This window comes from Chloroflexus sp., assembly GCF_034435895.1.
Lineage (GTDB): Bacteria > Chloroflexota > Chloroflexia > Chloroflexales > Chloroflexaceae > Chloroflexus.
This window is the reverse complement of the sequence record NZ_DAOTWH010000093.1, coordinates 21,873-34,427: the sequence shown is the minus strand read 5'-3', so window position 1 is coordinate 34,427 and position 12,555 is coordinate 21,873. Positions and strand designations below refer to the sequence as shown.

Below are 12,555 nucleotides of genomic sequence, written 5' to 3'. Positions count from 1 at the left end.
TCCCCTCCCCCGCTGGGGGAGGGGCAGGGGGTGGGGGCATCCAAAATCCCTTTGCGCCCTCTGCGTCCTTTGCGTTTATCCCCTCTGCGCCTTTGCTTGCTTGGCGTCTTTGCGTTACTGAAGTTGGTTGTTGGGGGCGAATGCGGTACAATGCTGAGTGCAACAACCCTTGCGAGTGCGGTCTGCAAACCAATGACGCCGCAACGCTGCGCGAGCGCCGGAGACCGTTGCGCCTGCGCGTCGTTGTCTGAAGCACGAGGTGACGAGATGGACATTCAAGCCTTTTACACCGGGTTTGACCAGCGCGTGCGCGAAATTGTCGGATTTGGCTACGAGCATTCGCCAGCGTTTCGCCAACGGATGGAGGCGGCCGGACTAACGCCGGCTGATATTCAGACCACCGCCGAGCTGAGCCGGTTGCCGATATTGCGCAAAGAGCAGTTGGTTGAGCTGCAACGGCAAGGGCCGCAGTTGGGCGGGATGTTGACCGTACCGCTCTCACGGCTGCGCCGCATCTTCCAATCACCCGGCCCGATCTACGATCCCGAATCTGATGAACCCGATCCGTGGCGGTGGGGGCCGGCCTTCCGCGCTGCTGGCTTTGGCCCTGACGATGTGGTGCTTAACTGCTTTGGCTACCATCTGACCCCGGCCGGGGTGATGTTTGAGGAAGGGGCGCGCGCGGTTGGTTGCGCGGTGATTCCGGCTGGGATCGGTAATCAAGCCCAACAGATCGAGGCTATGGCCCATCTCGGCGTCACCGCTTACGCTGGCTTGCCCAGTTACCTCAAGGCGCTGCTCGAAAAGGCGATTGAACAGGGCCACGATCCGCGCTCGTGGCCGCTCAACAAAGCCTTTGTCGCTGCCGAGCCGCTGCCGCCCTCGTTGCGCAAGCTGTTTGAAGAGCAGTACGGGATTCTGGTCTACGATGGCTATGGCACCGCCGAGACCGGCAACCTTGGGTACAACGGCCCCGAACGGCACGGCTGGCATTTGCCGGAAGATGCGCTGGTGCAGATTTGCGACCTCAACACCGGCGAGCCGGCGCCTCCCGGCCAAACCGGTGAGGTGGTTGTGACCCTTTTCCGCCGCGACTACATCCTCATTCGCTTTGCCGTCGGCGATCTGTCAGCGCTAATGGTGTCTGATGAGCCAACAGTGATTCAGACGCCGCGCTTGGTGGGTTGGCTGGGCCGCAGCGGCGAAAGCGTCAAAGTGCGCGGGTTGTTCGTCCATCCGCGCCATATCGCCGAAGCGATCCGGCGGCTAGAGGGGGTGCAGGCATATCAAGCGGTCGTCGTGCGCGAAAATCACCGCGACGAGCTGATCTGCCGGCTTGTGCCCGCCAGCGATGCCGATCACGCCAACTTGCGCGACGCCGCAGCGCAGGCTTTGCACGAAGCGGTCAAGCTCCATTGCAAAATCGAAGTGGTCGCCGAATTGCCGCCTGACGCTAAGCCGTTCGTTGACCAGCGCACGTGGGCGTGAGCGCATTGTGCCTAGTTCGTTTGTTCTAGCAAACCGTGGTATACTAAAACATAGAATTGGTAGCGTCGCCAACGGGGCGGCGCTTTCTCTTCGTTCGTACCTCAGCGGAGACGGCGGTGGCCAAGACGACAATCGTAATCAAGGGCGCACGCGAACATAACCTCAAAGGGATCGATGTCGAGATTCCGCGCGACCGGCTGGTCGTGCTGACCGGCGTGAGCGGATCGGGCAAGAGTTCGCTGGCCTTCGATACGCTCTACGCCGAAGGTCAACGACGCTACGTCGAGAGCTTGTCGGCGTATGCGCGCCAATTTCTCGGCCAGATGGAGAAGCCGCAGGTTGATCTGATTGAAGGATTGTCGCCGGCAATCGCCATCGAACAGAAGAGCGCGAGCAAAAACCCGCGCTCGACGGTCGGCACCGTCACCGAGATTTACGATTATCTGCGCCTGCTGTTTGCCCGCGTCGGCCACCAATACTGCCACCGCTGCGGCCAGCCTGTCGCCGCCCAATCGGCCCAGCAAATGGTTGATCGGGTCTTGGCCTTGCCAGCGGGCACCCGCTTTGTGGTGCTGGCGCCGGTCGTTTCCCAACGCAAGGGCGAATACAAAGACATCTTCGCCGAAGCCAAAGCCGAAGGCTTTGCGCGGGTGCGGGTCGATGGCGAGATCCGCTCGCTCGACGAAGAGATTAAGCTCAACAAGAAGGTCAAACACTCGATTGAAGTGGTGATTGACCGGTTGGCGATGCCGCAAGCCGCTGGCAATGGCGACCTCGACAGCTTTACCACGCGCTTGACCGACAGTATCGAGACGGCGTTGCGGGTGGGGGAAGGAAAGGTGATCATTAGTCTCGCCGATGAGCCGGCTGATCCGGCCCAACCCCGCGAGTGGCTGATGAGCGAGAGCAATACCTGCCCATCGTGCGGCATCTCATTCCCCGAACTCACCCCGCAGATGTTCTCATTCAACTCGCCGCAAGGCGCCTGCCCGACCTGCACCGGCCTCGGCGCGCGGCTTGAGGTTGACCCGGCGCTGCTGGTGCCCAACGGCGCGCTCTCGATCCACGAGGGGGCAGTGACGTACTGGGGCGAGATGCGCAAGAAGCAGGATACGTGGGCTTACAAGGCGCTGCTCGCCATTGCCGCACACTATCAGATTGATCTCGACAAGCCGTGGGATGACCTGACCGAACGCCAGCGCAATGCGATTATCTACGGCAGCGGTAATGAGCGCATCCGGTTTGCGTGGGAAAACGAGAGCGGCTCACGTGGCGAGTATTACCGCACGTGGGAAGGGTTGGCCAGCGAAATCCGGCGGCGCTATATGCAGAGCGGCTCGGACGCCATGCGCGAGTACTACACCCAGTATATGAGCGAGCAACCCTGCCCCGATTGTGAGGGGGCGCGCTTGCGGCCCGAAAGTTTGGCGGTGCGAGTAGCCGGGCGCTCAATCCGCGATGTCACTCGTATGAATGTAGCGCAGGCGCTCGATTGGGCGCGCGAGCTGCCCAACCACCTCAACGAGACCGAGCAGGCGATTGTGGGTGATGTGCTGAAAGAGATCCGCGAACGGCTCGGTTTCTTGCACAATGTCGGCCTGCACTACCTCACCCTCGACCGCGCCGCGCCGACCCTGTCTGGCGGCGAAGCGCAGCGCATCCGCCTTGCTTCGCAGATCGGGTCGGGACTGGTCGGTGTGATGTACATCCTCGACGAGCCGAGCATCGGCCTGCACCAGCGCGACAACCGCAAATTGCTCGATTCGCTGTTGCGGCTGCGCGATCTCGGCAACACGCTGATCGTTGTCGAGCACGACCTCGAAACAATGCAGGCCGCCGACTGGATCATCGACTTCGGCCCCGGCGCCGGCGTCAAAGGCGGTCAGGTGGTAACTGCCGGCACGCCTGAACAGGTGGCCCAACATCCGACCTCGCTCACCGGCCAGTACCTATCGGGCCGGTTGACCATCCCGATCCCGGCCACCCGCCGCCAACCCAAACAAGGCTGGCTGACGCTGGAAGGGGCGACGCTCAACAATTTGCGTGATGTCACTGTCAACTTCCCGCTTGGCTGTTTCATCGCCGTCACCGGTGTGTCTGGGTCGGGCAAATCCTCGCTGATCACCGAAACGCTCTACCCAGCGCTGGCCAACCGGCTCAACCGGGCCCAGCTCAAGCCCGGCCCCTTCCGCGCATTGCACGGCCTCGACCGGCTCGATAAGGTGATCAACATTGACCAGCAACCGATCGGGCGCACGCCGCGCTCGAATCCAGCTACTTACGTCAAGCTCTTCGATCTGCTGCGCGAGCTATTCGCCGAAACGCCGGAAGCCAAATTGCGCGGCTATGGCCCCGGCCGGTTTAGCTTCAACATTCGCGGCGGGCGCTGCGAAGCCTGCGAGGGTAACGGCGAAATCAAGATTGACATGCAGTTTCTGGCCGATGTCTGGGTGCGCTGCGCCGAATGCAAGGGCAAACGCTACAACCGCGAGACATTGCAGGTCAAGTACAAGGGCAAGACGATTGCCGACGTGTTAGAGATGGACGTGCAGACGGCGCTGGAGTTTTTTACCAATGTGCCACGGGTGCGGCGCATCTTGCAGACCTTGCACGATGTCGGTCTCGACTACATCAAGCTGGGCCAACCGGCCACCACCCTCTCTGGCGGCGAGGCGCAGCGGGTGAAGCTGGCCAAGGAATTGGCTCGCGTCGCTACCGGACGCACTATCTACATCCTTGACGAACCAACGACCGGCCTGCATTTCGCCGACATTCAGCATTTGTTGCAGGTCTTGCACCGACTGGTTGAGGCCGGCAACACGGTAGTGGTGATCGAGCACAACCTCGACGTGATCAAGACGGCTGATTACGTGATCGATATGGGGCCAGAAGGCGGCGACGGCGGCGGTGAGGTGGTGGCGCTGGGCACGCCGGAAGAGGTTGCCCACCATCCTACCTCGCACACCGGCAGGTTTTTGCGCGAAATCCTCGAACCGGTAGCGGCAGCCGGCGGGTCGGCAACACGAGTGTACGCCGATTAGGAATTGACGAAGACGGCCCGCTGAGCCGTCTTCGTCACATTTACATTGCCAACCCCTTCACGCCGGTCAGATCGCAATCGCGCAGATCAGCTTCCGTCACATCGGCATCGGTCAAGTCGGCCTCGGCCAAACTCGCCTCACGCAGATTCGCGCCGCGCAGGCTAGCGCCGCGCAAATTGGCCCCGCTCAGATTCGCGCGCGACAGGTTAGCGCGGGTCAAGATCGCATTGCGCAGGTTGGCCCCACTCAGATAAATCCCGCTGAGGTTAGCTTCGCTAAAATCGGCGTTACCCAGACTCGCCTCGCCCAAATTGGCTTCGCTGAGATTGGCGCCAATAAAATTGGCTTCATCAAGCGTGGCTTCGCGCAGATTGGCATGCATCAAATTGGCGCCGGCCAAATTGGCGCCATTGAGATTCGCGCCATTGAGACTGACCCGGATCAAGATCGCCCCGCTCAAATTAGCCCCGCTCAGATTCACCAATTGCGCTTCGCGGAGTTGCGCTTCACTAAGGTTGGCCCCGATCATCACCGTATCGCGCAAATCGGCCCCGCTCAGATTACAAAGGCTTAAGTTCGCACCGTACAAATTCGCGTTGCTGAAGTCGGCGGCGCTGAGGTTCGCGCCGCGCAGATTCGCGCTGACCAACGTGGCAAATTCAAGGTTCGCCCAGCTCAAATCAGCCTTGCGCAGATCAGCATCGCTCAGATCGGCCCGCACAAGTTGGGACCAACTCAATTTCGCTTCACGTAGATTAGCCCAACTCAGGTTCGCGCCGCCCAATTCACAAACGCTTAGATCGGCCCGAAACAGATTAGCGTCGGTGAGGCGAGCCCGGCTCAATTGAGCCTCGCTCAAATTGGCGTGACTGAGGTTCGCCGCGCTCAGGTTAGCGCCATTCAGATTCGCGCCGACTAACCAGAGCGGGCCGGGCCGGTTGAGTAAATCGTAGATCTGATCGGGGGTTAGGTCGGCCATACGGCCCTCCTTTATCCATCAACTGACAGGCAACAATGGCGTCTTAGACACGAGCCAAATGGACGCCGGCGCACCCATTGAACGGCAAGCGACTTGCTCGACGGCAAATTCACGGCCAGTCTGCCAATGCAACGCCTCTTGCAGCACGCCACATTGGATATAGCCGATTGGTTCATCAGCCTGCTTACCGGCTGACATCGAACACGTATAATCAATATAGGCCCAAGCCTCGCCACGATCCTCGATCGCCAGCCGGCGATCTTGGTTAACCGTTTGGCTGAGCCGGCGCAACCCGGCTTGCATCGCTGCCAACCCTAACTTCACTTGGGTGGCGAACGGCAACACCTTTGAGGCGATCAAGGCAGTAGTACCGAACAACGCGCTCTGCTGCTCAATCGCCAGCCGCGCCGTCCGGCGACCGATCCGCAGGGCCATGCTCCGCGCCGAGCGGCCAAAAAAGTTGAGCAACCCGGCATTGAGCGAAGCGTAATGATAGAATGTCAAGCCACTAGTCGCTTTCAGTTGTTCAGGCGGATAATTGCCGATCAGTTGGCTCAACCCAGCCTGTCGCAGCACAACCGCCAACCCGTTTCGCCCGATGACCTCCTCGGCCGCCAGCAACGCCCACCGCATATACGCATCAACCAACAGCATCTCGGCGACCGGGTCTTGGTCGGGGCGATCTCGGATCCCCATGCCATCCTCCTCTGCGCACCCATAGTCAGCCATAGTCAGTGGATGAGCCTAGGATACCATAATAAACGCAAAACAGACACAAATTGTAAGGGCGAGGCATGCCTCGCCCTCCGTATGCCTCGCCCCTCGTCTTACTTCATCGATCAGAGCAACGCATGGGTCGCGTCGCCCCACCATCCTCTCGCTACTGGCCCTTAATCTCAGTCCACAGATCATCGAAAGCGGTCGTGCCTTCGTTACGCACCGCCCACTCAAGCCGCTTATACATCTCTTCGTCGGGGGCGAAGCCTTGGGCGTACAGCTCGCGGATCTCAGACGACAGCAGCTCTAAGGCATCTTTGTTCGGCGTCAGATAGCCAATATACTCGACATTCTGCGCCGCCACCTTTGGTCGCATCAGAAAATTCATAAAAACGTGGGCAGTATATGCGTGCGGCGAGTCTTTCAGGATAACCATATTATCCATCCAGATCATCCCACCCTCTTTTGGGATCACGAACGCGATGTTGGGATTGCCGCTAAATTCATCGCCCAACCCGTTGCGAGCCTGCATCGCCGAACCGCTCCAAGCATGGGCCAGCACATACTCTTCGCTGGCCAGCTTGCGATTCACGTCCGAGCTATTGTAAGCAGCCAGATACGGCTTCTGCGCCAGCAGAATCTCCTTCGCCCGCGCCAACGCCGCCGGATCGGTTGAATTGAGCGACTGGCCAATATAGCGCAGCGCAGCCCCCGGCGTCTCACGCGCGTCGTCGAGCATGCTAAACTTGCCCGCGAATGGCGCCACTTGGCTCGGTTCGAGAATTGCTGCCCAGCTATCGATACCATTAGGGAAGAATTTGGTGTTATAGGCAATGCCGGTAATTCCATACATATAGGGGATCGAATAGACATTGCCCTTATCGAAATACTGATCGAGCAAGTTAGAATCGAGATGGACAAGGTTGGGCAACAAGGTCTTATCAATCGGCGCCGCCAGCCCTTCGGCGATCATGATTTGCACGGCGTAATCCGACGGCGCTACAATATCATAACCCGAATTGCCGGCCCGTACCTTGGCCAGCATATCTTCGTTGCTGTCGTAGGTATCTACAATCACTTTGACCCCGAATTCTGCCTCGAACTGCTCGAGCACAGCAGGATCGATATAATCTGACCAGTTGTAGAAATAGAGTTCCTTCGCCAACTTGCTCCGATCCACTCCACCGCTTGGCGCCGTTGAGTCACCGCCGCTAGCGCCATACTCATTCCCCGGACTCGTCGCCGGGCCGCCGCCACAGGCCGCCAAGGCCAGCGCCAGCAGCAACGCCACCACAAGCACCCGAAGCATCTGCATTTCAGTTCTCCCTTCCTGTTGTTATGCTCTCACCGCCGGCGCTGTATCAATTGCGACAGCACGACCAGCGCCATCGACAGGATCAGCATCAGCGTTGAGATCGCGTTAATTTCCGGCGTGACAGCGCGCCGCACCCGGTTATACACCTCCACCGGCAAGAGCGAAGTGCCTGGCCCGGAGAGAAAGAGCGAAATGATGAAATCATCGAGCGAGAGGGTAAAGGCTAGCAATGCGCCGCCGATAATGCCGGGCAAGATGAGCGGAAACGTGATGCGCCAGAAGATATTCCAGCTATCAGCGCCTAAATCAGCAGCGGCTTCCTCAAGCCGCCGGTCGAAATTCTTCAGACTCGTGCGCACCACCACAACCACAAACGAGATGCTGAAGGCAATATGACCGATAGTGACGGTCATCAAGTTACGGCGCAGAGTTTCGCCAGTGACCATTTTGATTACATCGAAGACGATCGCCGAAAAGGCAAGCAGCGCTACCGCCATCACGATTTCGGGCACTACGATCGGCAAATAGATCAAACCCTCCATCGCATTGCGCCCGCGAAAACGGTACCGCTCCATCGCCATCGCTAGCAGGGTGCCGATAATGGTCGAGACGATCGTCGAGACGGTCGCTACCACCAGCGTATTCCACGCCGCCCCCATCATGCGCGGGTTGTTGAACAAGCGGACGTACCAATCAAACGTGAAACCGGTCCACCGCACCCCGAACTCGTCGCGGGTAAACGAGAAGAGCACGAGAATGACAATCGGCGCATACAGAAACAAGTAGACAAGGATCGAAAACCCGGTGAGCGCCAGACCGCTCCACGTTAGCCGGCCCTCGCTAAAAGCGCCGCGAATGCGCGCCGAGGCGGTGGTAGCAGGCGCCGTTTCGATCATCACTCTTCCTCCGAGGTGACGCGAAAGTACATCATAATCAGTACGAGCAGCACCAACATCATCAACACCGCCATCGCCGAACCAAGCGGCCAGTTGATCGGGTTGGCGCGCAAGAAGAGGCGCTGGATCAGATTGCCGAGGTAGTCAACCTTCGCCCCGCCCAACAGTTCCGACACCACAAATTGGCCGAGGGTGGGAATGAAGACCAACACCGAACCGGCCACAATGCCGGGCATAGTCATCGGCAACATAATGCGCAAAAACGCTTGCACCTTATTCGCCCCCAGATCGGCGGCGGCTTCCATGAGCGTGAAATCAAACCGGTCGATGGCGGCGTAGAGCGGCAAGACCATAAACGGCAACTCACCGTAGATGAGACCGATCAAAGTTGCGCCTTCAGTGTTGAGCAGGGTCAGCCGACCTACGCCGATAACTTCAAGGAATCCGTTAATGATGCCGTTGTTGGCGAGAATAATCTGCCACGCATAAATCCGCACCAAGAAATTGGTCCAAAATGGAATGAGGATCAGCATCAGCAACGGCATGCGCCATTGCTGCGGACTGCGGGCAATAAAGACTGCCAGCGGATAGCCGATCAGCAGACAGATCACCGTCGTCAACACACTCGTCCAGATCGAGCGCCAATATGCGTTGACGTACAGGCTCTGGGTAAAGATGGTGATGTAGTTATTCAGTGTCGGCTCGTAGACCACCCGGCCCAGCGCGTCGTTGGTCATGAAGCTGTAGACAAAGATGATGACCAACGGCAGAGCAAAAAAGAGCAGCAGCCAGAGCAAGCCGGGAGAGAGCAATAGCGCCAGCCGGATGCGGTCGCGACGCTGTTGCTGCTGCTGGATCGTCGCCATCACCCCCTCCTTACTCACTCAGCACGAGTGCATTATCGGGCGGGCAGACAATTACCGCCGCTTCACCCGGTTGCCAATATTCGTCACGGTCGAGCGTCGAGCGGGTATTTTGCTCCCAAATATCGATCGTGCGCCGGTCGTTGATCCGCACGGTAATGCGGGTATCGCTGCCGATATAGTTCACCGTCATCACGGTGCCGGCTAAGCCATTGGGGGGCAATTCGCCATTGGGGGCCAGCAGCCGCACTTTTTCTGGGCGGATCGAATAAGTGACCGGGGCGCCATCGCTAAGCGGGCGCGTCGCCAAGCCGCGGAAGCGCAACCCTTCCGGCGTTTCCAGCACGGTGTAGTTGCCATCGCGCCCGATCACAACGCCATCGATGAAGTTGGTCTCGCCGATAAAATCGGCCACAAAGCGGCAATTGGGCCGTTCGTAGATCTCGGTCGGCGTGCCGACTTGCAGCAGCTTCCCCTTATTCATGACCGCAATTCGATCAGACATCGTAAGCGCCTCTTCCTGATCATGGGTCACGAAGACAAAGGTAATGCCGACGCGGGCCTGCAAACTCTTCAGTTCGAGCTGCATCTCTTTGCGCAGCTTTTGGTCAAGCGCGCCGAGCGGCTCATCCAGCAACAGCACTTCGGGGTGGTTGATCAGCGCACGGGCCAGCGCCACCCGCTGCTGCTGGCCGCCAGAGAGCTGGCGCGGACGCCGCTCTTCCAACCCGCTCAAGCGCACCAATTCAAGCGCCTCTTTCACTTGGCGGTCAATCTCGGCTTTCGGCGTCTTACGCATCTCAAGGCCGAAGGCCACGTTTTGGGCCACTGTCATGTGGGGAAAGAGGGCATACGATTGAAAAACCGTATTCACCGGGCGCAGGTGGGGCGGGGTCAGCCCCATCTCACGGCCATGGATGAGAATGCTGCCCGCGGTGGGCAGCTCGAAACCGGCGATCATGCGCAGCGTTGAGGTTTTGCCGCAACCGCTTGGCCCCAACATCGAAAAAAACTCGCCATCACGGATCTGGAGATTAACGTGATCGACCGCAACCACGTCGCCAAACCGCTTGACGACATCGCGGAGTTCAATCGCGATCGAGTCGCTCACCTGAACACTCCTCCCAACTGGTTGGCTCACCAGTGATGAGTAGCGACCAACGAGAAGCGGGTTACACCAGCCATCTCGCGTCGCAACGCTTCACCCAAACAAGGTCAAGAGAAGTCATTGGCATCGTGGCCTGCAGGCATCACACTGTGCGTTAGTTTAGCAGTAGTATACCATAATCTATTGGCAGAATCTCGTGGCGCAATGCCCAGAAAACCAATAATGCAGCGTTACGCATAAAAGTAGAGCCCCACGGCTGTGCGGCTCCAACCACATCAATCACCGCAACCTACAAAGGTTGCCCCACGGCTGTGCGGCTCCATCACCCTGCATCAAACCGATTCAAGATACCCAACCCATTGATCAAAATGGGGGCAGCGTTCCCGCATCGTTGCCAAGCCAATGGCCTTCGCGATCAGGATGCCGTCAATTGGCTTGCGGTAGTCAGATTTGATGTGGGTGATGCGGGCAGCCGGATGGGTGTCACGGCCGTCGTTGATCTCTTCTGGCGTCGCAAATTGGTCAAGCAGGTCAAACGAGCAGCGCAGGCTTGATAGTCGCAGGTATTCCCTCAAGGTGTCGGGTTCTGAAAACAGCAGCGCTTCAAACTCATGCAACATCAGAAACGGATAAAACCGGGCATCATCGATATCATCGGCAAATGCGCGTTCGAGAAAAGCAACTCGTTCATGCGGCGATTGGCCCTGCACAGCGGCTTTGCCGGGGAAATCAGCCGGTAAACCATAATAGTCAATCATTGTCGTCACACAACGAGCATCGCTGTCGCGCAGCAAATTGACAATATCACGCTGAATTTTGGCATACGACACAATACCGCCGCGATGCGATCTGGTAGCTGTACGCTTGGTCACAGCCAATGTCGGCACAGTCCAACGCTGATATGTGACCAAATGCGGATTCAAGATATCATTGACAAACGTCTCTTCCGTTTGCCCCTCGCACAGGATCAAGATCCGCTTCATGGCTGTGGCCTACCTCCCAGCACATTTTTCTCCCACAACTCACCGAGCGCGTAATCGGCCAGCCAATGCTCAAGGGTAGCGCTGTCTAACCGGTGCACGGTGGAAATGCCTTCCCGCCGGTCAACCACGAGCACCTCTTCCGGCGCGAATTGGTTGACCAGCGCTACCGACTGGGTAGCAAGGATCACTTGCCGTTCAGCGGCCACTTTGCGCACCAGCTCGGCGAGCAAGGTAATGGTATACGGATGCAAGCCCAATTCCGGCTCGTCGATCACAATCGTTGCCGGCAGATACTGCAAGGGTTGCAGAAAGAGCGTCGCCAGACAGATAAACCGCAGCGTGCCATCAGATAGGGCATCAGGGCCAAAAATAAAGTCGGAACCGCGCTCGTGCCACTCAAGCGTTATCAGATCAGAATTGCGCGGTTGCGGCCTGAGCACGAAGTCGCCGAAGAAGGGAGCCGCCAGCCGGATGGTTTCAATGATGGCACGGTATTCAGAGGGATGATGCTCTGACAACTGGTAGAGAAATGCCGCGAGATTGGCTGCATCGGCGTGCAAAAAGTGACGGTCACGCACGGAGCACGGTTGCTTGACTCGCGCCGTAGGGCCAGTATCGTGAAAGTGGTAGCGCCGCCATGAGTTCATATCCCGATAGACAAATCGATCGACGCCGCCATTGCTAATTGCCCACTGCGGCAAGAGCGATTCGCTATGCAGTTTGTTGGATTCACTGCGCTGGATCGGTTGCCAGTAACACAGAGCGTGAAAATAGGTCGACTCGTGCGACAGCCACAACTCACCGCGCACCGGCACGAATTCACAACGATAGCCATTAGCAACCGATTGCTGGTTGTCGGTGAACCACAACTCCAACTCCATCCGCTCGGTGGTCTTGCTGCCGTAGTGCAAGATCCGGTCGGTGCCGCCGGCGCGCGCGACGTAGAGCTGCAAAGATTCGTTCATCATCTGATTGAGCATCGTAAAGAGCGCAATCAGATTCGATTTGCCGGCGCCGTTCGCCCCGATCAACACATTGATCGGTGTTAACTTCAGATCGAGTTCGCGAAAGGTGGTGTACCCTCGCAACTTGATGTTTGTCAGCATCCGGCCAGCCATAAGCGATCCGTTCTCTTGCCGTGAAGTAGCGTAGCGCCATTGTACCA

At 58.4% G+C, this 12,555-nt stretch carries 10 protein-coding genes; 2 read left to right on the top strand and 8 right to left on the bottom strand.

The features are described 5' to 3' along the window. Positions 1–267 precede the first annotated feature (267 nt). Positions 268–1,488 (top strand): phenylacetate--CoA ligase family protein, encoded by a 1,221-nt coding sequence (locus U9R81_RS05680; RefSeq protein ID WP_322494545.1) that lies wholly within the window; start codon positions 268–270, stop codon positions 1,486–1,488. A 116-nt stretch (positions 1,489–1,604) separates the two neighbouring features. Then, positions 1,605–4,529: an excinuclease ABC subunit UvrA gene (gene uvrA, locus U9R81_RS05675; protein ID WP_322494544.1), complete on the top strand. Its 2,925-nt coding sequence runs from the start codon at positions 1,605–1,607 to the stop codon at positions 4,527–4,529. 40 nt (positions 4,530–4,569) lie between these two features. On the opposite strand, the gene U9R81_RS05670 is transcribed toward uvrA, so the two are convergent. From U9R81_RS05670 to U9R81_RS05635, 8 genes are all read right to left on the bottom strand, one after another. Next, on the bottom strand, positions 4,570–5,508 hold the full coding sequence (locus U9R81_RS05670) for a pentapeptide repeat-containing protein (protein WP_322494543.1): 939 nt from the start codon (positions 5,506–5,508) through the stop codon (positions 4,570–4,572). 18 nt (positions 5,509–5,526) lie between these two features. After that, positions 5,527–6,204 carry a 4-vinyl reductase gene (locus U9R81_RS05665; RefSeq protein WP_322494542.1) on the bottom strand — a complete coding sequence of 226 codons (678 nt, stop codon included), beginning with the start codon at positions 6,202–6,204 and terminating at the stop codon, positions 5,527–5,529. Positions 6,205–6,388: 184 nt separating this feature from the next. Continuing rightward, positions 6,389–7,540: a spermidine/putrescine ABC transporter substrate-binding protein gene (locus U9R81_RS05660; RefSeq protein ID WP_322494541.1), complete on the bottom strand. Its 1,152-nt coding sequence runs from the start codon at positions 7,538–7,540 to the stop codon at positions 6,389–6,391. Positions 7,541–7,569: 29 nt separating this feature from the next. Beyond that, positions 7,570–8,436 carry an ABC transporter permease gene (locus tag U9R81_RS05655; protein ID WP_322494540.1) on the bottom strand — a complete coding sequence of 289 codons (867 nt, stop codon included), beginning with the start codon at positions 8,434–8,436 and terminating at the stop codon, positions 7,570–7,572. Further along, positions 8,436–9,302: an ABC transporter permease gene (locus U9R81_RS05650; RefSeq protein ID WP_322494539.1), complete on the bottom strand. Its 867-nt coding sequence runs from the start codon at positions 9,300–9,302 to the stop codon at positions 8,436–8,438. The genes U9R81_RS05655 and U9R81_RS05650 overlap by 1 nt, the downstream gene beginning before the upstream one ends. 10 nt (positions 9,303–9,312) lie before the next feature. Continuing rightward, a complete protein-coding gene (locus U9R81_RS05645; RefSeq protein WP_322494538.1) occupies positions 9,313–10,410 on the bottom strand; it encodes an ABC transporter ATP-binding protein in 1,098 nt (365 codons plus the stop codon). A gap of 329 nt (positions 10,411–10,739) precedes the next feature. Then, positions 10,740–11,390 (bottom strand): DUF4276 family protein, encoded by a 651-nt coding sequence (locus U9R81_RS05640; RefSeq protein ID WP_322494537.1) that lies wholly within the window; start codon positions 11,388–11,390, stop codon positions 10,740–10,742. Next, entirely contained in the window at positions 11,387–12,508 is a 1,122-nt protein-coding gene (locus U9R81_RS05635) for an AAA family ATPase (protein ID WP_322494536.1), read from the bottom strand. The genes U9R81_RS05640 and U9R81_RS05635 overlap by 4 nt, the downstream gene beginning before the upstream one ends. Positions 12,509–12,555: the final 47 nt, after the last annotated feature.

Excerpts from the sequence above, each read along its gene's own strand:
- U9R81_RS05680 (WP_322494545.1), top strand. The coding sequence starts at position 268 with ATGGACATTCAAGCCTTTTACACCGGGTTTGACCAGCGCGTGCGCGAA.
- U9R81_RS05670 (WP_322494543.1), bottom strand. The coding sequence starts at position 5,508 with ATGGCCGACCTAACCCCCGATCAGATCTACGATTTACTCAACCGGCCC.
- U9R81_RS05665 (WP_322494542.1), bottom strand. The coding sequence starts at position 6,204 with ATGGGGATCCGAGATCGCCCCGACCAAGACCCGGTCGCCGAGATGCTG.
- U9R81_RS05660 (WP_322494541.1), bottom strand. The coding sequence starts at position 7,540 with ATGCAGATGCTTCGGGTGCTTGTGGTGGCGTTGCTGCTGGCGCTGGCC.
- U9R81_RS05655 (WP_322494540.1), bottom strand. The coding sequence starts at position 8,436 with ATGATCGAAACGGCGCCTGCTACCACCGCCTCGGCGCGCATTCGCGGC.
- U9R81_RS05650 (WP_322494539.1), bottom strand. The coding sequence starts at position 9,302 with ATGGCGACGATCCAGCAGCAGCAACAGCGTCGCGACCGCATCCGGCTG.
- U9R81_RS05640 (WP_322494537.1), bottom strand. The coding sequence starts at position 11,390 with ATGAAGCGGATCTTGATCCTGTGCGAGGGGCAAACGGAAGAGACGTTT.
- U9R81_RS05635 (WP_322494536.1), bottom strand. The coding sequence starts at position 12,508 with ATGGCTGGCCGGATGCTGACAAACATCAAGTTGCGAGGGTACACCACC.